Origin of the sequence: Micromonospora sp. LH3U1 (assembly GCF_028475105.1) — a bacterium.
Taxonomy (GTDB): Bacteria; Actinomycetota; Actinomycetes; order Mycobacteriales; family Micromonosporaceae; genus Micromonospora.
In genome coordinates, this window is the sequence record NZ_CP116936.1 from 5,455,009 (window position 1) to 5,471,881 (window position 16,873).

General features: G+C 71.9%; 15 protein-coding genes, 1 tRNA gene and 4 pseudogenes. 5 read left to right on the forward strand and 15 right to left on the reverse strand.

Translation table 11 applies throughout. The annotated features are described in order from the left end of the window. Positions 1 to 38: 38 nt before the first annotated feature. Positions 39 to 1,167 (reverse strand): annotated as a pseudogene (locus PCA76_RS32890) (ATP-dependent helicase); the annotation flags it as partial. 204 nt (positions 1,168 to 1,371) lie between these two features. After that, positions 1,372 to 1,890, reverse strand: a complete 519-nt coding sequence (locus tag PCA76_RS24880) for a DinB family protein (protein WP_272612857.1) — start codon at positions 1,888 to 1,890, stop codon at positions 1,372 to 1,374. Between the two features lie 83 nt (positions 1,891 to 1,973). Here PCA76_RS24880 and PCA76_RS24885 point away from each other — a divergent pair, with 83 nt between their 5' ends. Beyond that, positions 1,974 to 2,180: a hypothetical protein gene (locus PCA76_RS24885; RefSeq protein WP_030488784.1), complete on the forward strand. Its 207-nt coding sequence runs from the start codon at positions 1,974 to 1,976 to the stop codon at positions 2,178 to 2,180. A 9-nt stretch (positions 2,181 to 2,189) separates the two neighbouring features. Here the strand turns inward: PCA76_RS24885 and PCA76_RS24890 are convergent, their stop codons facing one another. Together PCA76_RS24890 and PCA76_RS24895 are read right to left on the reverse strand one after the other, a co-directional pair. Beyond that, positions 2,190 to 3,332 carry a polysaccharide pyruvyl transferase family protein gene (locus PCA76_RS24890; RefSeq protein ID WP_272612858.1) on the reverse strand — a complete coding sequence of 381 codons (1,143 nt, stop codon included), beginning with the start codon at positions 3,330 to 3,332 and terminating at the stop codon, positions 2,190 to 2,192. Positions 3,333 to 3,425: 93 nt separating this feature from the next. Continuing rightward, positions 3,426 to 3,923 carry a GNAT family N-acetyltransferase gene (locus PCA76_RS24895; protein WP_272612859.1) on the reverse strand — a complete coding sequence of 166 codons (498 nt, stop codon included), beginning with the start codon at positions 3,921 to 3,923 and terminating at the stop codon, positions 3,426 to 3,428. 157 nt (positions 3,924 to 4,080) lie between these two features. On the opposite strand from PCA76_RS24895, the gene PCA76_RS24900 reads away from it, so the two are divergent. Continuing rightward, entirely contained in the window at positions 4,081 to 5,016 is a 936-nt protein-coding gene (locus PCA76_RS24900; RefSeq protein ID WP_272612860.1) for a phosphotransferase, read from the forward strand. Positions 5,017 to 5,029: 13 nt separating this feature from the next. Here the strand turns inward: PCA76_RS24900 and PCA76_RS24905 are convergent, their stop codons facing one another. Then, positions 5,030 to 5,659, reverse strand: coding sequence for an HAD-IA family hydrolase (locus tag PCA76_RS24905; RefSeq protein ID WP_272612861.1), 630 nt, complete (start codon positions 5,657 to 5,659; stop codon positions 5,030 to 5,032). A gap of 258 nt (positions 5,660 to 5,917) precedes the next feature. Here PCA76_RS24905 and PCA76_RS24910 point away from each other — a divergent pair, with 258 nt between their 5' ends. Next, a complete protein-coding gene (locus PCA76_RS24910) occupies positions 5,918 to 6,658 on the forward strand; it encodes an SDR family NAD(P)-dependent oxidoreductase (protein ID WP_272612862.1) in 741 nt (246 codons plus the stop codon). A 118-nt stretch (positions 6,659 to 6,776) separates the two neighbouring features. On the opposite strand, the pseudogene PCA76_RS24915 reads toward PCA76_RS24910, so the two are convergent. After that, positions 6,777 to 7,026, reverse strand: a pseudogene (locus PCA76_RS24915) (aromatic-ring hydroxylase C-terminal domain-containing protein); the annotation flags it as partial. Positions 7,027 to 7,087: 61 nt separating this feature from the next. Here PCA76_RS24915 and PCA76_RS24920 point away from each other — a divergent pair. Further along, positions 7,088 to 7,840 carry a hypothetical protein gene (locus PCA76_RS24920; protein WP_272612863.1) on the forward strand — a complete coding sequence of 251 codons (753 nt, stop codon included), beginning with the start codon at positions 7,088 to 7,090 and terminating at the stop codon, positions 7,838 to 7,840. A 38-nt stretch (positions 7,841 to 7,878) separates the two neighbouring features. On the opposite strand, the gene PCA76_RS24925 is transcribed toward PCA76_RS24920, so the two are convergent. From PCA76_RS24925 to PCA76_RS24955, 8 genes and pseudogenes are all read right to left on the reverse strand, one after another. After that, positions 7,879 to 7,950: transfer RNA gene (locus PCA76_RS24925), tRNA-Val, on the reverse strand. A 77-nt stretch (positions 7,951 to 8,027) separates the two neighbouring features. Further along, entirely contained in the window at positions 8,028 to 8,492 is a 465-nt protein-coding gene (locus tag PCA76_RS24930; protein ID WP_272612864.1) for a peroxiredoxin, read from the reverse strand. Between the two features lie 85 nt (positions 8,493 to 8,577). Next, complete coding sequence (locus tag PCA76_RS24935; RefSeq protein ID WP_272612865.1) at positions 8,578 to 9,015, reverse strand: DUF3052 domain-containing protein; 438 nt, start codon at positions 9,013 to 9,015, stop codon at positions 8,578 to 8,580. 112 nt (positions 9,016 to 9,127) lie between these two features. Continuing rightward, a pseudogene (locus tag PCA76_RS24940) lies at positions 9,128 to 11,098 on the reverse strand (thiamine pyrophosphate-dependent enzyme); the annotation flags it as partial. Between the two features lie 233 nt (positions 11,099 to 11,331). Next, positions 11,332 to 11,677 (reverse strand): annotated as a pseudogene (locus tag PCA76_RS32695) (transketolase); the annotation flags it as partial. A 51-nt stretch (positions 11,678 to 11,728) separates the two neighbouring features. Next, positions 11,729 to 12,133 carry a MarR family winged helix-turn-helix transcriptional regulator gene (locus PCA76_RS24945; RefSeq protein ID WP_272619598.1) on the reverse strand — a complete coding sequence of 135 codons (405 nt, stop codon included), beginning with the start codon at positions 12,131 to 12,133 and terminating at the stop codon, positions 11,729 to 11,731. 324 nt (positions 12,134 to 12,457) lie between these two features. Next, on the reverse strand, positions 12,458 to 12,862 hold the full coding sequence (locus tag PCA76_RS24950; RefSeq protein WP_272612867.1) for a YjbQ family protein: 405 nt from the start codon (positions 12,860 to 12,862) through the stop codon (positions 12,458 to 12,460). Positions 12,863 to 12,888: 26 nt separating this feature from the next. Beyond that, on the reverse strand, positions 12,889 to 13,236 hold the full coding sequence (locus PCA76_RS24955; protein ID WP_272612868.1) for a hypothetical protein: 348 nt from the start codon (positions 13,234 to 13,236) through the stop codon (positions 12,889 to 12,891). Between the two features lie 170 nt (positions 13,237 to 13,406). Between PCA76_RS24955 and aceE the strand changes: the two genes are divergently transcribed. After that, complete coding sequence (aceE, locus tag PCA76_RS24960) at positions 13,407 to 16,145, forward strand: pyruvate dehydrogenase (acetyl-transferring), homodimeric type (RefSeq protein ID WP_336298021.1); 2,739 nt, start codon at positions 13,407 to 13,409, stop codon at positions 16,143 to 16,145. A gap of 171 nt (positions 16,146 to 16,316) precedes the next feature. Here the strand turns inward: aceE and PCA76_RS24965 are convergent, their stop codons facing one another. Then, a complete protein-coding gene (locus PCA76_RS24965) occupies positions 16,317 to 16,763 on the reverse strand; it encodes an SRPBCC family protein (protein ID WP_272612869.1) in 447 nt (148 codons plus the stop codon). Positions 16,764 to 16,873 lie beyond the last annotated feature (110 nt).

The following is a 16,873-nucleotide window of genomic DNA, read 5'->3' on the forward strand; positions in this document are numbered from 1 at the left end:
GGGCACCGGGCGGGTGGCCAGGATCGGTTCGGTGACCTCGTCGGGAGCCGGTTCCACCAGGCGGAAACTGGCCCGCACGGGGCCACCGGCAGCGTCGCGCTGCCACACGTCCAGTTCGGCTTCGAGGGTGGCCAACGCCGCCGGGTCGACGGTGAAGTCCCGCTGCGGGCCGGCGAGCGCGGCCAACCACGCCGGCGCCGGGCCACCCGGCCGCAGCCCTCGGGCCAGCGTCGTGGTCGCCAGAGCTGCCCGCGCGGCAGCGTCGGTCAGCGCGTCGAGCGCATCCGCAACCACCTCGGCGGCGGTCAACTCGGTGCCGGTCAACCCGTCAGTCGCCAGCGCGGCGGTGGGTGGGCTGATCACGTCCAGCGGGGCGCTCGCGGTGGGTTGCACGGCAGCGGCCGGCACGATGACGGCTCGGGCGGCCGGTGGCAGGGCCAGCGCCAGCGACCGCGCCCAGCCGGCGTCGGTGCCGGTCAGCAGGGGACGCCAGACCGCCCGCGCCAGCACCTGCGCGCCGCCGCCCGACGCCGCCACGGCCACCGGCGTCGCGCTCGCCGAGGTCGTGCTTGCCGGGGTCGTGCGGGCTGGAGTCGTGCTTGCTGGAGTCGTGCTTGCCGGGGTCGTGCTTGCTGGAGTCGCGCGGGCTGGGGTTGTGCGGACGCCGGGGAGTACGCGGCCACGGATCACCAGGTCGGCGGCGAAGTCGGCCAACTCGGCGAAGTGGCGCAGGGTCGCCCCGGGCGCCGCCGGGAGTTCGTCCAGGGCGCGCAGCAGCGACAGCGCGTCGTCCGGGGCGTACACCAGCACGGGGACCCGCCACCCGGCCAGGGTGAGCCGGCCGCGGGCCGCAGGTGCGACGGCGGTCCGGATCAGCTCCGGCGAGTCCGTCGGCGCGCCGGACCGGGTGGGCAGGGTGAGCAGCGCGGTGGCGGGGCGGGCCGGCTCGGCGGCGTCGGCGAGGACGGCGGCCAGGTCGGCGTGCCCGGCGGCGAAGGGGTGCGGACGGTCCCGGGGCGCCCGGCCGGAACGGGCCCGCGCGGCGCTGTCCTCAGCCCAGAGGGCGGCGCTGTCCTCAGCCCAGAGGGCGGCGCTGTCCTCAGCCCAGAGGGCAAGGCCGCCGGCCGAGCCGTCGCAGGGCAACCACAGCCCGTGGATGACCAGCACCTGCTCCCCCTCGTCGCCGCCCGCGCCCAGGATAGGCGGCCCCGCCGACCAACCAACCCATCACACCCACACCCACATCCCACAACCCGGCCCCCCGCGCGCCCCCCGCGCGTCCCCCTGCGCGATCTTGCAGTTCGAGTCGGAGATGCGTGATTATTTGCCCCTTATGTCGGGGCAGAAAGTGCAAGATCGCGGGGTGACGGCTTACAGCGCGCCGGTCGAGCCGTCGGTCAGCTCACGGAGGATGTCGGCGTGACCGGCGTGGCGGGCCGTCTCCTCGATCAGGTGCACGAGGATCCAGCGCAGCGACACCTCGCCGAGCTGCGGGTGCGGCACCACATGGTCGAGGTCGAAGCTCGCGGCGACCGCCCGGGACCGGACGCAGGCCCGCTCGTACGCCTCGGTGAGCCGGGCAACGCTGTCCTCGTCGCCGAGCGTGAAGTGCGCCGCCGCGTCCTCGTCCGAGGTCAGGTAGACATCGCCGGGCTCGGGAGCCAGCAGGGTCGGGAACCAGTTCCGCTCGACCATGGTCAGGTGCTTGACCAGCCCGGCGAGCGTGGTCGCCGAGGGCACCAGCCGGCGGCCGGCGTCGGCGTCGGAGAGACCGCGCAGCTTGCGCAGCAGCACGGCCCGGTGGAAGTCGAGGAACGAGTCCAGTACGGCGCGCTCGTCACCGGTGCGGGCGAGCACCGGACCGAGCGTCGGATCAATCGTCTGCTCCATCTGCCGACCCTAGTCACGGACCGGGTCACCCCGCTGCCCCGCTATCCCCTGCGGGCGGGCGGCACGACGGGCAGGATGGGCGCATGGCTTCATCCGTGCAGATCCTTCTCGTCGGCGGCACGGCGGACGGGCAGACCATCACCGTCGAACTGGACAGCAACGGCCGTCCGCCGCTGACGCACCATCACCTCGGCTCGGGTGGGCTGGCCGACGCGCAGATCTACGAGCTAGAGACCGCCCGCGAAGAGGCCCGCGAGTGGCGCTACCGGTGGACCGGCCCGGCGGTGTGACCGCCTGACTCAGACCCGGATGAGGGTCTGACTGCGCAGGCTCTCCAACACGCCGCGGGTGACCTCCGAGGTGCCCCGCGCCTGCTCGCACACCTCTGCCACCCGTCGGGCGGTGGCCTCGGCACGTTGCTCCCGCTCGTCCCAGAGCCGGTCGACCTCGGCCAGCAGCGGCCCCTCGACCTCCCGCTCCACGCCGCGTAGCGCCGGCACGCCGAGCCGCTGGGCCAGGTCGAAGACCTTGCCGGCGTACGGCAGGGGCAGGAACGGTGTGCCGACCATCGCCGCGAAGATCAGGAAGTGCAGGCGCATGCCGACGGCCAGGTCGAAGTGGCGCATCAGCCCGAGCACCTGCTGCGGTGAGTAGGTGCCGTGCAGGATCCGGCCCCGCTCCGCGGCGACCATGTGTGACAGCACGCCGTGGGCGTGCCGGATGTCGTCCCGCTCCATCGGTACGAACAGCACGTACGCGTCGATCCGATGCACCAGGAAGTCACCGATCTGGGCCAGCAGCCGGTGGTAGCCGTCCACGTCGAGCCGTTCGGCGGCCCGCCCCGGCTCCCGCACGCTTATCCCGACCAGCCGCTTACCGACCGGCACACCCTCCTCGGCCAGCAGGTGAGCCGGGAAGTCCTCCGGCTGCAAGAGAAACGCCGGGTCCGCGGTGACCGTGATCGGGTTGAGCAGGCCGGCCTCCTCCAGCACCATCCGAGACTCCTGGTCACGGACGGTCACCTGAGTCGCGCCGGAGAGCGTCTCCCGGACCATGCCGGTGTCCACCGCGTCGCTGAGCGGCCCGACCCCCACCGCGTACGTGATCAGGGGCAGGCCACGCTCCTGAGCGACCCGGACCACCCGCAGGTAGCGGCGGGCCTCCCGGTCGTACAGGATGCCGCCGCCGCCCAGGATGAGCAGGTCGAGCTGGGCGAGGACCAGGGCCGAGTCGGTACGGCTGACGCCCTCCCAGGGCACCGCCTCGACGTCCGGGTGAGCGGCCCGGGTGTGCTCCGGGTTGCGGGAGAAGACGATGATCCGAGCATTCGGTTCCTGCGTACGCAGATCGGTGAGCAGGCCGGTGAGGATCGCCTCGTCGCCGAGGTTTCGCCCACCGTACGAGCCGAGCACACCAATGGTCAGTCCGTTGCCGTGCGTCATCCGTCGCTCCTCCCCAGGTGCGGTCCGCGCCGGTTTCCCGCTGGGCAGGTGAACAGTCCTACCGGGGGGACTGTCCTGGATCGGGTTGCCGGCTCAGGCCGCCGGGTCGATTCGCTTCGCCATCTGCTGTGCGGTGACCTCGAAGCCCAGGCTCCGGTAGAGCCCGATCGCCACGGTGTTCGTACCGAAGACGTTCAGACCCAGCTCGGGCACCTTGAGCTGGGCAAGTTCGGCCTCGATGAGCTGGATCATCCGACGTGCGTGCCCGCGTCCCCGGTGCGCCGAGTGCACCTCGATGTTGTGGATCCAGGCGCGCTGGGAGCCGGCAGTGTCCGTCGCGCCGGCCGTCCCGGGCACGGTCACCCAGATCCAGCCGACCTCGGTGTCGTCGACCCGGCCCACCCGCAGCAGCACCCCCTCGGTCGCCACGCCCGCCGGCAGCAGCTCCCGTAGCTGGCTTGCCGACCGCTCCCGGGCCGCCTCCAGGGTCAACCCCCGGGCCGCCGCCAGGTCCTCGGCGTACCCCTGCTCCAGCGACCCCAGCAGCCGGGCCAGCTCCTGTGCCGTCATCGGCGTCAGCGTCAACTCCACCGCGTCTTCCCCTTCGTCGTTGCCAGCGGGTAGTGCAGCACGACCGACCCGGACACGGCAACGGAATCCTCGCGCCCCATCATCGCCGGGCCGGGCGGGGACGGAGGGGCGGGGAAATTGGTTGTCCGGCGGGGCGGGGTAGGGGCACCGTGGCGGGATGGTGGAGCGGGCTGCGGGCCGTATCGGATGGGCGGACCTGCCGGAGCGGGTCCGGGCGTCGGTGCAGGACATCATCGGCGATCGGGTCGTCGAGGCGGTGTCCCAGCCGGGCGGCTACTCGCCCGGCACGGCGGACCGGGTCCGCACCGCGACCGGCTTGCGGGCGTTCGTCAAGGCGATCAGCCCGGCGCAGAACCCGGACAGCCCCACCATGCACCGCGCGGAGGCCCGCACCGCCGCCGCGCTGCCGGTCTCGGCACCGACGCCCCGACTGCTGGGCTGTCACGACGACGGCGAGTGGGTGGCGCTGGTCTTCTCCGACGTGGACGGTCGGCACCCGGCCACCCCGTGGGCGGCCGACGAACTGACCCGCGTGCTGAATGCCCTGGAGGTGATGGCCACCGCGCTCACCCCGAGCCCGGTGACGCACGTGCCGACCGCCGCCGAGCGACTGGCCTGGGACTTCGCCGGCTGGCACCGGATCGCCGCCGACCCACCGGACGTGCTGGACCACTGGGCCCGGGAGCACCTGGACCAGCTGGGTGCCGCCGCCGACCAGGGCATCGCGGCGTTGACCGGTGACACGCTCTGCCACGCGGACGTACGGGCCGACAACCTGCTGCTCGACGCGACCGGCACGGTCACCGTCGTCGACTGGCCGTGGGCCTGCCGGGGGCCGGCCTGGCTGGACACCGCGCTGTTGCTGGTCAACGTCCGGCTGCACGGCGGGCACGACACCGAGGCGCTGCTGCGTCGGCTACCCCTCACCGCCGAGGTCGACCCGATCGCGCTCACCGGGGTGTACGCCGGGCTGGCCGGGTTCTTCGCCGACAGCGCTCGCCGCCCGCCGCCGCCCGGCATCCCCACCGTCCGCGCGTTCCAGCAGGCCCAAGCCGACGCCCTGCTCCCCTGGCTGGCCGCCCGCCTCCGTTGACGCGCCGGGTTGGTCAGCGTGCCGTCGGCGCCGACTCCAACTGGCGGGCCAACTGCGCCAGGTCGTCGAGGCGCAGGTCGCCATCGAACCCCTTCAGCGCCGCGGTCATCGCGCCGGCCGCGCGCCCGGCCCGCAGGCCGACCTCGGCGTCCTCGACGACCAGGCACCGCGCCACGGGTACGTCCAGCAGTGCGGCGGCCCGCAGGTAACCCTCCGGGTCCGGCTTGCCGACGCTCACGTCCTCCACCGTGACCAGCACCGGCGCAACGATGCCGGCGGCACCGAGCCGGGCCTCGGCCAGCCGGGCGTCGGCACTGGTCACCACCGCCCAGGGCAGCCCCAACCGGGCCAGCGTGGCCAGCAGTTCGTGCGCCCCGAGGGTGGCCGACACATCGGACAGGTCGTCGTACTGCAACGCGAGCTGCCGTGCCGCCGCAGCGGCGACCGTGGTGTCGTCGAGCGCGGGCAGCAGCCGGCGAATGGTCTGGTCGGCGGGTCTGCCATGCGCGATCGCCAACGCCGCAGCAGGATCGACGGCGTACTCGGCGGCCCACCGCGCCCAGGCCCGCTCGACCGCGGCGTCGGAGTCGACCAGGGTGCCATCCATGTCGAACAGCACCGCGCCAATGCCTGCCAGTTCCACGATCACGCTCCCCGCCGCTCGTCAGACGACAATGAGAACAAATCCACCGCGTCGACCGCTCCCCCACCCCCAAGATCTGAGCAACTTCGGGGATCCTGCTGTCTCGCCCGCCGCTGAGGCAGCAACATCCCTGACGTTGCCCGGATCTTGACTCCCGCGCGGGTCCACGGGCGATCGCGGATATCGGACCTGGGGGTGGGAACGAGGGGTCCGATAGCCGCCAGACAGGGAGGTCGGCGCGGCCACATGATCGTTTGCATGACGACACTCAACGACAAGGTCGCCCTCGTGACCGGTGGGTCCCGGGGCATCGGGGCCGGCATCGCACTGCGCCTGGCACAGGACGGGGCCGACGTGGCGCTGACCTACCGGCAGGACGCCGAGCGGGCCGCGACCGTGGTGAAGCAGATCGAGGCGCTGGGCCGCAGAGCGCTGGCAATCCAGGCGGACGGCGCCGACCCGACCGCCGTGCGGAGCGCGGTCGACCAGGCGGCCGCCACACTCGGTCGGCTGGACATCCTGGTGAACAATGCAGCGGTCTTCCTGGTCGGCGCCATCGACGAGCTCGGCTCGGCAGAGATGGAGCAGACGATCGCCGTGAACATCCGGGCACCGTACGTCGCCGTCCAGGCGGCACTGCGGCACCTGGGCGAAGGCGGACGGATCATCAGCATTGGCAGCAACGTCGGTGAACGGGCGGTCTTTCCCGGGCTGGCGCTCTACTCCATGAGCAAAACCGCACTGGTCGGGCTGACCCGGGGCCTGGCCCGCGAGCTGGGCCCACGGGACATCACCGTCAACCTGGTCAACCCCGGGCCCACCGACACTGACGCCAACCCGGCGGACGGGCCGAACGCGGCGGCCATCAGCGGATTCACCGCCGTCGGCCGGTACGCTCGCCCCGCCGACATCGCGGCCACCGTCGCGCATCTGGCCAGCCCCGAGGCCGGCTACGTGACCGGCGCGGTGGTCAATGTGGACGGCGGTTTCACCAGCTGAGCAGACCGGGCGGCGCCGCCGAACCATCCGGCGCCGCCCGGCCTCAACCGCCTGCCGGCTGCCCGTGGCCGCCCCCGCTCGTCGGCGTCAGGCAGCGCGATCCAACACCGGGCGTACAGGCGACGTGGCCGTCGGGGCGTAGCAGGACGCACGGAACACCCAGTACCCAAGTGGGATCGCCGAGGTAATCGACCCGGTCCGGACCAGCCGCCGACGGTCAGGCGTTCGGTGCGGTCCAGCAGCAGGCCACGTCCGCGATGCAGCAGACCGTAGAAGTGGCCCTGTTTCACGTCGATGTCGCGCAGGCGGCGGCCGAGCAGGTCGGGGCCTGCGCCGAAGTCGTAGCGGATGCCGATCGCGGTGGCCCTGTTCTCGAACCCTCGAGTGGCCGCCAGCCAGCGCTTGCCGGGGCCGTCTACGGTGCCGGGCATGTCCCTTCGCGCGGCACGCCTACTGAGCTGGCCCTTCGTCGTGGCCGCGCTCGTCCTGCGGGTCTGCCTCGAGCTGTGGTTCAAGCCGGTGACCTGGCGGATCGATCCGAGCGGCGTCGCCTTCCTGGCCTGGGCGGCCGCCCTGGCCGCCTGTTTCCTGGTGCCCTGGGTCGGTCATGCCCTGCTCACCAGAGGGGTCCGCCAGCGGCCGGCGACCTGGGAGGTGGCGGTCGGGTCGAAGAGCTTCGTCGCGTCGGCCAGCCCGCGCTGGACCGGCCCCTGGTCGATCCTCCTCGGCTGGCTGGCCGGCGGCGCCGTGCTGACCGAACGGGTCCCGGGCGAGGAGCGCGTGCGGCTCGCCGAGATACCCGGCACCGTCGCGATGAGCATCGCCATCCCGGCCGTCGTCCTGGCGGGCACCGCGGCGGTGCTGCTGCTGAACCGGCCGCGACTGACCCTTGCCCCCAACGGCATCACCAAGCAGGGACTGACCCGACGCACCTTTCTCCGCTGGGACCGACTGCTCCCCGGCGGCCCACCGCCACCCCGGGGCACCGCGAACGTCACCCTCCAGCGGCACCCGGCGACGCCGGGCGGGCCACCCGTCCCGTCTCTCCTGCCGACGGTCTCACTACACGTGGATCCGGCCTTCCTCGCAGACACGATCCGCCACTACGTCGAGCACCCCGAGCACCGGTCGGCCATCGGCACGCGACACGAGCTGGACCGACTCCGCGAGGCCCTGACCTGAGCGCGGCCGATCGCGGCGCTGGTGCTGAAGATGAAGGGTGGGCGCGGCAGGTTTCGAACCTGCGACCCCCCGCTTGTAAGGCGGGTGCTCTCCCACTGAGCTACGCGCCCGGATCGCCCGTGTGGCGGGCCGGTGGCTGGCAAGCTTACCTTGCTCGCCGCCGGCCCGGTCGCACGGCGTACTCCGGTCAGACGGTCGCTTCGGCGATGGCCTTGCGCCAGCCCTGCTGGTCGCGGGCCTCGCCCGGGCCGTTCATCTCGGCGAAGCGGACCACACCGGTCTTGTCGATGACGAAGGTGCCCCGGTTGGCGAAGCCGGCGACGTCGTTGAAGACCCCGTACGCCTGGGCGACGGCACCGTGCGGCCAGAAGTCGGCCAGCATGGGGAACTGGTAGCCCTCACGGTCGGCCCAGATCTTGTGGCTGTAGGCCGAGTCGACGCTGACCGTCAGCACCTGGACGTCGTCGTTCACGTACTCGTCGAGGTTGTCCCGCACCTCGCTCAGCTCGCCCTGGCAGGTGCCGGTGAAGGCGAGCGGGTAGAAGACCAGCAGCACGGTGCGCTTGCCCCGGAAGTCCGAGAGCCGGACCTCCTGGTTGTTCTGGTCCTTCAGCACGAAGTCCGGCGCCTCGGCACCAACCTCGATCGGCATGCGAACTCTCCTCGGTCGAGTCGGGGAAACGGCACGAGCCTGCCACCCGGCGGTACGTACCGCCGGGCGCGCGAAGCGGCGCGGGCTACTTCTTGGCCTTGGCCCCTCGGCGCAGCACCAGACGTGCGCCGCTCCAGTCCCGGCCGGCGTTGACGGTCGAGGTCTGCTGAAGGCCGGCGGTGGGCGCGGACTCCGCGACCTCACTCGGCTCGACGTGCCCGTCACGCCCCGCCTTCGGGGTGAGCAGCCACACGACCCCGTTGTCGGCCAGCGGGCCGAGGGCATCGACGAGAAGCTCGAAAAGGTCACCGTCGCCGTCGCGGTACCAGACCAGCACCGCGTCGACCACCTCGTCGGTGTCCTCGTCGACCAGCTCTCCACAGCGGTCGGTCAGGGCGTCCCGGAGATCCTGGTCGACGTCGTCGTCGTACCCCATCTCCATGACGACCATCCCCGGTTCCATTCCGAACCGGTCCGCCAGGCTGCGTACCCCGTCGGCGGCCTGACCAGCGGTCGCGCTCACTGTCGCGTGCCTCCTCATCTCGTCCCTGCTCGCGGCGTCGGTGCGACGCCGTCAGGCAGAGTCCACACAGTTGTGCGTCCCCGCGCAAGTGGCGCACCGGGTGGAACGGAATTTACCGTGCCAGCAGCGTACGGGCACCGTCGGTAATGGCTTCCGCGGAGACCAGAACCTGACGTGCTGCCGGACCTAATGGTACAAACGAGTCAACTCCCGCTACTCGCCGCGCCGCACCGACATATCCGGCGTCGACCAGCGCGGCGATCACGCCCTCGCCGACCCCGCCGGAGCGGCGCGTCTCGTCCACGACCAGCACCCGGCCCGTCGCCGAGGACTCTCGGATGATGTCGGCCACCGGCAGCGGGGCCAGCCAGCGCAGGTCCACCACCCGGGTGCCCACCCCCTCCTCGGCGAGGACGGCGGCGGCCCGCAGCGACATCCGCACCCCGTTACCGAAGGTGATGATGGTCAGGTCGTCGGCCGAACCGACCTGGTAGACCCGGGCGCGGCCGATCGGCACGTGCCCCGCCACCCACGAGCCCGGCTCGGGATAGCCGGCCAACCACTCCCCGTCGCCATCGGCGTACAGGTCACGGGTGTGGTAGAGCGCGATCGGTTCCAGGAACACGCAGACGCTGCCGTCCACCGCCGCGCTGGCCAGGCAGGTCCGCAGCATGGGCGCGGCGTCGTCCGGCCGCGCCGGCACCGCGACCACCAGACCGGGCACATCCCGGAGTACGGCCACCGAGTTGTCGTTGTGGAAGTGCCCGCCGAACCCCTCCTGGTACGCCAGCCCGGCCACCCGCACCACCATCGGGTTGCGGAACGCCCCCTGCGAGAAGAACTGCATGGTGGCCGCCTCGCCGCGCAACTGGTCCTCGGCGTTGTGCAGGTACGCCAGGTACTGGATCTCCGGCACCGGCAGCATCCCGGCCAGCCCGGCGCCGAGGCCCAGCCCGAGAACCGACGTCTCGTCGAGCAGGGTGTCGAAGACCCGGGCCGGCCCGAAGCGGTCGCGCAACCCCTTCGTGACCCCGTACACACCGCCCTTGGCGGCCACGTCCTCACCGAAGATCGCCATCTGCGAGTGGTCGAGCATCCCGTCGGCGAGCGCCGCGTTGATGCTCTGCGCCAGGGTCATCGGACCGGCCAGCTCCGGCGGCTTGCCGCCGAACGCCTCCGCCCGGGCACCCGCGCCCGGCCCGCTGGCCCGCGCCGCAGCGTCGGCCACCGCCCGCGCCACCCGCACCGGACGCCGGGGCGCGAGCGCCGACACCACGTCGGCCGCGGAGGTCAGCTTCGGCTCGCCCAGCACCTCCTCGGCCAGCCGGCGTACCTGCCAGCCGGTCTCGTCGTACCGGGCCAGCAACTCCTCGCCGGTCGCCACGCCGGCGTCGACGAGCAGCCGCGCGGTGGCGGCCACCGGGTCCCGGTCCAGGTCGTCGGCCAGTTCAGCCGGGCTGCGGTACGCCGACTCCGCGTCCGCCCCGGCATGCCCCATCAGCCGTACGGTGCGCAGGTGCAGCACCGCCGGCCGCCGGTTCCGGCGTACCCAGGCCGCGGCTTCAGCCGCCAGCGCGTACGTCTGCACCGGGTCGGCCCCGTCCGCACTCAGGTAGCGAATGCCCGGCTTGGCCCGCAGGGTCGCCTCGACCCAGCCCTCCGGCGAGCGGACGCTGATGCCCAGCCCGTTGTCCTCGCAGACGAAGAGCACCGGGATGCGCAGCCCGGCGTGGTCGTACCAGCCTGCGGTGTTGAAGGCGGCGGTGGCGGTGGCGTGGTTGACCGAGGCGTCGCCGAAGGAGCAGACCACGATCGCGTCCGGTGGCCACGGGGCGTGCGCTGCGCCCGCCCCGCTGCCGGCCCGCATCCCGGTCCCGGTACGCCGCCCGGCGCTGTCCATCCGGCGTAGCCGCTCCACGGCCAGCCCCATCCCGACCGCGCGGGGCAGGTGCGAGGCGATGGTGGAGGTGGTCGGCACGATGGCAAGGTCGGCCCGGCCGAACACCTTGTGCCGGCCGCCGGCGATCGGATCCTGACTGGAGGCGACCATCCCGCGCAGCACGTCCCGGGCCGCGTCCGCGTACGCCGCGAAGCCACCGGCGGTCGGCGCGGCCAGGGCCGACTCAGACTCGGACGGCTCGGATTCGGACGGCTCGGATTCGGACGGCTCAGACCCGGACGGCTCGGGTCCGGACGGCTTGGGCTCGGACGGCTCGGATTCGGACGGCTCGGGTCCGGACGGCTCAGGCCCGGACGGCTCGGATTCGGACGGCTCAGGCCCGGACGGCTCGCCGTTGTCGGTCGGTGCCGGGTCGGTGGCGGCCTGCGCGGCGCGGAGGCAGTAGAAGGCGCCGGAGCGGTAGTGCAGCAGCGCCGGATCGGTGGGGCGCAGCGCGGCGGCGACCGCGGCGTTGCCCTCATGCCCGGCCGAGCCGATGGTGTAGAAACCCTCCCCGAAACTGCGCAGCCAGCGGCCGGCCAGGTCGAGCTGCCGGCTTGTCACCTGCGCGTCGAACAGGTCCAGCGCCTGCGCGCCGGTCAGTAGGGCGTCATCGGTGACCGGGTCGGCGGGGTCGCGCCGCCGCTCAGCGGCGGGCAGCGCCGCCAGCGTCTCCCGGAACCGGTCGTCGAGGTCTTGCGGGGTGGTCACGTCGGACAGCATTACCGACGGGAGCCCTGGTCGCCCAGTGGGACACGACCGGCGCGGGTCGACTCACTCCGGCCCGCAGGGCTCCGGACAGCCACCGTCGGACACCTTCCAGACCAGGTCACGAAGGGTGTTCAGCTCCCGGTCGGTCAGCCCGGAAAGGAGTCGAGAGTCGGACATCACTTCGACAACCCGGTCCCGCACACCGCGACCTTTCCCCGTCACGACCAACGTCTTCTGCCGACGGTCCGCCGGGTCGGTGCGACGCTCGACCAGCCCGGCCTGCTCCAGCTTGTCGACGAGCACCGTCACGTTCGACCGGTCGCAGCTCAGCCGCTCGGCGAGGTCGCGGGCCGGCAGCGGGTGGTCCGGGTCCAGCTCGTGCAACGCCCGGGCCGCCGCCGGGGTGAGCCCCAACTCGGCGAACTCGGAGCCCTGCCGGTGTCGCAGGGCTGCGGTCACGTGCGCCATCCGGCGCACCACATCGGCGGCGAGACCGACTCGATCCCCCGGTCCACCTGCTGCGGAACCCACCTCCTGCGTCACGGCCACATCGTACGCAGCACACCACAACGCACGGTTCCTTCAGCTCAGCGATCGGGTTCGGTCACGGCGACAGGCCCCGCCCCACGCACGCCCCACCTCCGCGCGGCCCACCCCAGGCGCGCCCTGCCCCCGTCGATCTAGGGCATATTGTCGCTCATAGAGATCAACTGACGGCAATATGCCCTAGATCAGCGGGGCGGGGGCGGGGGCGGGCGGGGGCGGGGGCGGGGGCGGGGGCGGGAGGGCGGGTCAGCCGGGGAGGAAGGAGAAGCGGACCTGGCGGGTCGGGTTGTCGCGGTTGGTGTCGACCAGGCAGATCGACTGCCAGGTGCCCAGCGCCAGCTGCCCGCCGAGCACCGGCAGCGTGGCGTACGGCGGGACGAACGCCGGCAGCACGTGGTCGCGGCCGTGGCCGGGCGAGCCGTGTCGGTGCCGCCAGCGGTCCTTGGTGGGGAGCAGGTCGTCCAGCGCGCTGAGCAGGTCATCGTCGGAGCCCGACCCGGTTTCGATGATCGCCAGGCCGGCCGTGGCGTGCGGCACGAAGACGTGCAGCAGGCCGTCGCCCTCACCGGAGACGAACTGTTGGGCCTCTGCGGTGATGTCCCGGACGGTCGGCCGGGACCCGGTCTGAACGGTGATCACGTCGCTGCGCATACGTCGCATTCTGCCGCAGTGCGGGGTCAGGAGCCGCCGCCACCGCCACCGGAGTCGCCACCTCCGCCACCGCCGGAGTCGCCACCGCCTCCGGACCAGTCCCAGCCGCCCGAGTCGCTCCCGTAGTACGTCGACGGGCTGCTGGTGTCCGCGTGCCTGCGGCGCTGGCCGGGCACGGGCCGAGCCCTCCGGCCAGACGGAGCCCGCAGGCCCCCGCGCAACCGGGCCGCGCCGAATGCCACGGCGGCCAGACCGAGGATGATGATCGGGAGTGCGGCGGGATCACCCGACAGCAGCACCCGCGTCGCGGGGATCGCCACGAGCACCCCGACCGTCAGAAGCACGCCGCCGACAACCACTCGTCGCCCGTTCATGCCACCACGGTAGGGAGCTCGATCAAGAGCAGAGGCGGGCCGTAGCGCTAAGTTACCGACGGGTACCTGTGTTCAGCATCGCGTCCGGGGGACCTAGACGTGACGACGGGTGCCAGCAGGGGGCAGGATGGCGCTAGAGACCTATCCCACACACAACCGAGGGAACGCCTGTGGCTACGGAACGCAAGCGCCCGGTGATCAGCGACGGCCTACCGAGCCAGCTTCCGGACATCGACCCTGAAGAAACCAGCGAATGGGTCGAGTCGCTTGATGGAGTCATCGACGAACGCGGTGCCAAACGCGCCCGTTACGTCATGCTGCGCCTGTTGGAGCGGGCCCGTGAGCGCCAGGTCGGCGTTCCGCCCCTGACCACCACCGACTACATCAACACCATCCCGTCGGAGCGCGAACCGTGGTTCCCGGGTGACGAGCACGTCGAGCGGCGGATCCGGGCGTACGTCCGGTGGAACGCCGCCATGCTGGTGCACCGGGCGCAGCGCCCGGAGATCGGCGTCGGCGGGCACATCTCCACCTTCGCCAGCTCGGCGTCGCTCTACGAGGTGGGCTTCAACCACTTCTTCCGGGGCAAGAACCACCCGGGCGGCGGGGACCACATCTTCTACCAGGGTCACGCCTCCCCCGGCATGTACGCGCGGGCGTTCCTGGAGGGCCGGCTCAGCGAGCACCAGCTCGACGGGTTCCGCCAGGAGCTGTCGCACCCCGGTGGTGGGCTGCCCTCGTACCCGCACCCGCGGCTGATGCCGGACTTCTGGGAGTTCCCCACCGTCTCGATGGGTCTCGGCGGTCTGAACGCGATCTACCAGGCCCGGTTCAACCGGTACCTGCAGCACCGCGGCATCAAGGACACCTCGCAGCAGCACGTCTGGGCGTTCCTGGGCGACGGCGAGATGGACGAGCCGGAGACGCTGGGCGCCATCGGCCTGGCTGCCCGCGAGGAGCTGGACAACCTCACCTTCGTGATCAACTGCAACCTCCAGCGGCTGGATGGCCCGGTCCGGGGCAACGGCAAGGTCATGCAGGAGCTGGAGTCGTTCTTCCGGGGTGCCGGCTGGAACGTGATCAAGGTGGTCTGGGGCCGCGAGTGGGATCCGCTGCTCGCCGCGGACACCGACGGCGCGCTGGTCAACCTCATGAACACCACGACCGACGGCGACTACCAGACCTACAAGGCGGAGTCGGGCGCGTACGTGCGGGAGCACTTCTTCGGCCGTGACGCGCGTACGCGCAAGATGGTCGACCCGCTCAGCGACGACGAGATCTGGAACCTCAAGCGGGGTGGGCACGACTACCGCAAGCTCTACGCGGCCTACAAGGCGGCCACCGAGCACACCGGTCAGCCGACCGTCATCCTGGCGAAGACGATCAAGGGCTGGACGCTCGGCTCGCACTTCGAGGGCCGCAACGCGACCCACCAGATGAAGAAGCTGACGCTGGAGGATCTGAAGACCTTCCGCGACCGGCTCTACCTGGACATCCCGGACTCGGCGCTGGAGGACAACCCCTACCTGCCGCCGTACTACAACCCGGGTGAGAAGTCCGAGGAGATCCAGTACCTCAGGGAGCGGCGCGAGCAGCTCGGCGGGTACCTGCCGACCCGGCGGACCAGCACCAAGCGGCTGGCCATCCCCGGTCCGGAGCGGTTCGCCGACGTCAAGCGCGGCTCGGGCAAGCAGAAGGTGGCCACCACGATGGCCTTCGTCCGCCTGCTCAAGGACGTCATGAAGGACAAGGAGTTCGGCAAGCGTTGGGTGCCGATCATCCCGGACGAGGCCCGCACCTTCGGCCTCGACTCGATCTTCCCGACCGCGAAGATCTACTCGCCGCACGGCCAGCGCTACACCTCGGTCGACCGGGAGCTGTTCCTGTCGTACAAGGAGTCGACCACCGGGCAGATCCTGCACGAGGGGATCAACGAGGCCGGCTCGGTCGCCTCGTTCACCGCGGCCGGCTCGGCGTACGCCACCCACGACGAGCCGATGATCCCGATGTACATCTTCTACTCGATGTTCGGGTTCCAGCGGACCGCCGACGGGCTGTGGGCGGCCGCCGACCAGATGGCGCGGGGCTTCCTGCTCGGGGCGACCGCGGGGCGCACCACGCTCAACGGTGAGGGCCTGCAGCACGAGGACGGCCACTCGATGCTGATCGCCGCCACCAACCCGGCGGTGGTCGCGTACGACCCGGCGTTCTCGTTCGAGATCGCGCACATCCTGGAGCAGGGCCTGCACCGGATGTATGGGGACGCGCAGGAGAACGTCTTCTACTACCTGACGGTCTACAACGAGCCGATCCTGCAGCCGGCCGAGCCGGCCGGGGTGGACGTGGAGGGCCTGCTCAAGGGCATCTACCGCTACTCCCCGGCACCGCAGGTCGACGGCCCGAAGGCCAACGTGCTCGCCTCCGGCACCGGCATGCAGTGGGCGCTCAAGGCCCAGCAGTTGCTCGCCCAGGACTGGGGGGTGGCCGCCGACGTCTGGTCGGTGACCTCCTGGACCGAGCTGCGCCGCGACGCGGTGGAGGCCGAGGAATACAACCTCCTCAACCCGGGCGCCGAGGCGAAGGTTCCGTACATCCAGCAGAAGCTGGCCGATGCGGACGGGCCGAAGGTCGCGGTCAGCGACTGGATGCGGGCGGTGCCTGACCTCATCTCCCGCTGGGTGCCCGGCGACTACACGTCGCTCGGCACGGACGGCTTCGGCATGTCGGACACCCGGCACGCGCTGCGCCGGCACTTCCACGTCGACGCCGAGTCGATCGTGGTGGCCACGCTGCGGCAGCTCGCCCGCAGCGGCGCGGTGGCGGTGACCGTGCCGGCCGAGGCCGCCAAGAAGTACGCGATCGACGACGTCAACGCCGCCCCGGTCGGCGAGACCGGCGGCGACAGCTGACCCAGCACGACGAGGAAGGGCCCGGCGCACCCGCGCCGGGCCCTTTTCGGTACGACCACCACACCACACCTGCTCCGAAGAGCGGGTGGGCGGAAGCGGCGGTGGCCCCGGGTCCCTGGCGGGGATCCGGACCACCGCCGTCGCGGGTGACGCCGGGAGGATGGGCGCTCGTCAGCCGACGGCGGCCAGGTCGGTGAGCCGGGCCAGCGAGTCCTCCAGGTCGGCGCCGACCCGACGCAGTCCGAGGCGCAGCATGGCCGCCTTGACCGGGCCGGCCGGCCAGCGGACCACGATGAGCCGCACGATGGTGCCGCCCTCCTCCTCGTCGGAGGTGAGCTGGACGTAGATCTCGGTGCGCGCCTCCGCCCGAGCACCGGCCCCCCTGGCCCGCTCCCGCCAGCCGATCAGCGTCGGCTCCTGGTAGGCGATCACCTCGGCCTCATGCGCCGAGCCGCGCCCCGCCTGGACCAGTTGTCGCCGCCCGAAGCCCTCTCCCGAGAGCACTTCGGCCGCGCGGACCCCCGCCAGCCAGGCCGGCAACTGCTCGGCCCGCTGGACGACATCCCAGACCACTTCCATTGGCGCCGCCACGTGCGCACTGCGTTCAACGAGGATCATTTCCGTCTTTCCTCCGGTGAGGACATCCCACGATATCGGCACTCTATGCGTTAAATCGGACTTACCAGGACGGGTTCGGAAAAAGACACGCCGATCAACCATTGCGGATT

Bases quoted from the DNA above. Each gene is read 5' to 3' on its own strand.
- PCA76_RS24965 (WP_272612869.1), bottom strand. From the start codon at position 16,763: ATGATCCTCGTTGAACGCAGTGCGCACGTGGCGGCGCCAATGGAAGTG.
- PCA76_RS24930 (WP_272612864.1), bottom strand. From the start codon at position 8,492: ATGCCGATCGAGGTTGGTGCCGAGGCGCCGGACTTCGTGCTGAAGGAC.
- PCA76_RS24945 (WP_272619598.1), bottom strand. From the start codon at position 12,133: ATGGCGCACGTGACCGCAGCCCTGCGACACCGGCAGGGCTCCGAGTTC.
- PCA76_RS24955 (WP_272612868.1), bottom strand. From the start codon at position 13,236: ATGAACGGGCGACGAGTGGTTGTCGGCGGCGTGCTTCTGACGGTCGGG.
- PCA76_RS24950 (WP_272612867.1), bottom strand. From the start codon at position 12,862: ATGCGCAGCGACGTGATCACCGTTCAGACCGGGTCCCGGCCGACCGTC.
- PCA76_RS24920 (WP_272612863.1), top strand. From the start codon at position 7,088: ATGTCCCTTCGCGCGGCACGCCTACTGAGCTGGCCCTTCGTCGTGGCC.
- PCA76_RS24890 (WP_272612858.1), bottom strand. From the start codon at position 3,332: ATGACGCACGGCAACGGACTGACCATTGGTGTGCTCGGCTCGTACGGT.
- PCA76_RS24900 (WP_272612860.1), top strand. From the start codon at position 4,081: ATGGTGGAGCGGGCTGCGGGCCGTATCGGATGGGCGGACCTGCCGGAG.
- PCA76_RS24910 (WP_272612862.1), top strand. From the start codon at position 5,918: ATGACGACACTCAACGACAAGGTCGCCCTCGTGACCGGTGGGTCCCGG.
- PCA76_RS24885 (WP_030488784.1), top strand. From the start codon at position 1,974: ATGGCTTCATCCGTGCAGATCCTTCTCGTCGGCGGCACGGCGGACGGG.
- PCA76_RS24880 (WP_272612857.1), bottom strand. From the start codon at position 1,890: ATGGAGCAGACGATTGATCCGACGCTCGGTCCGGTGCTCGCCCGCACC.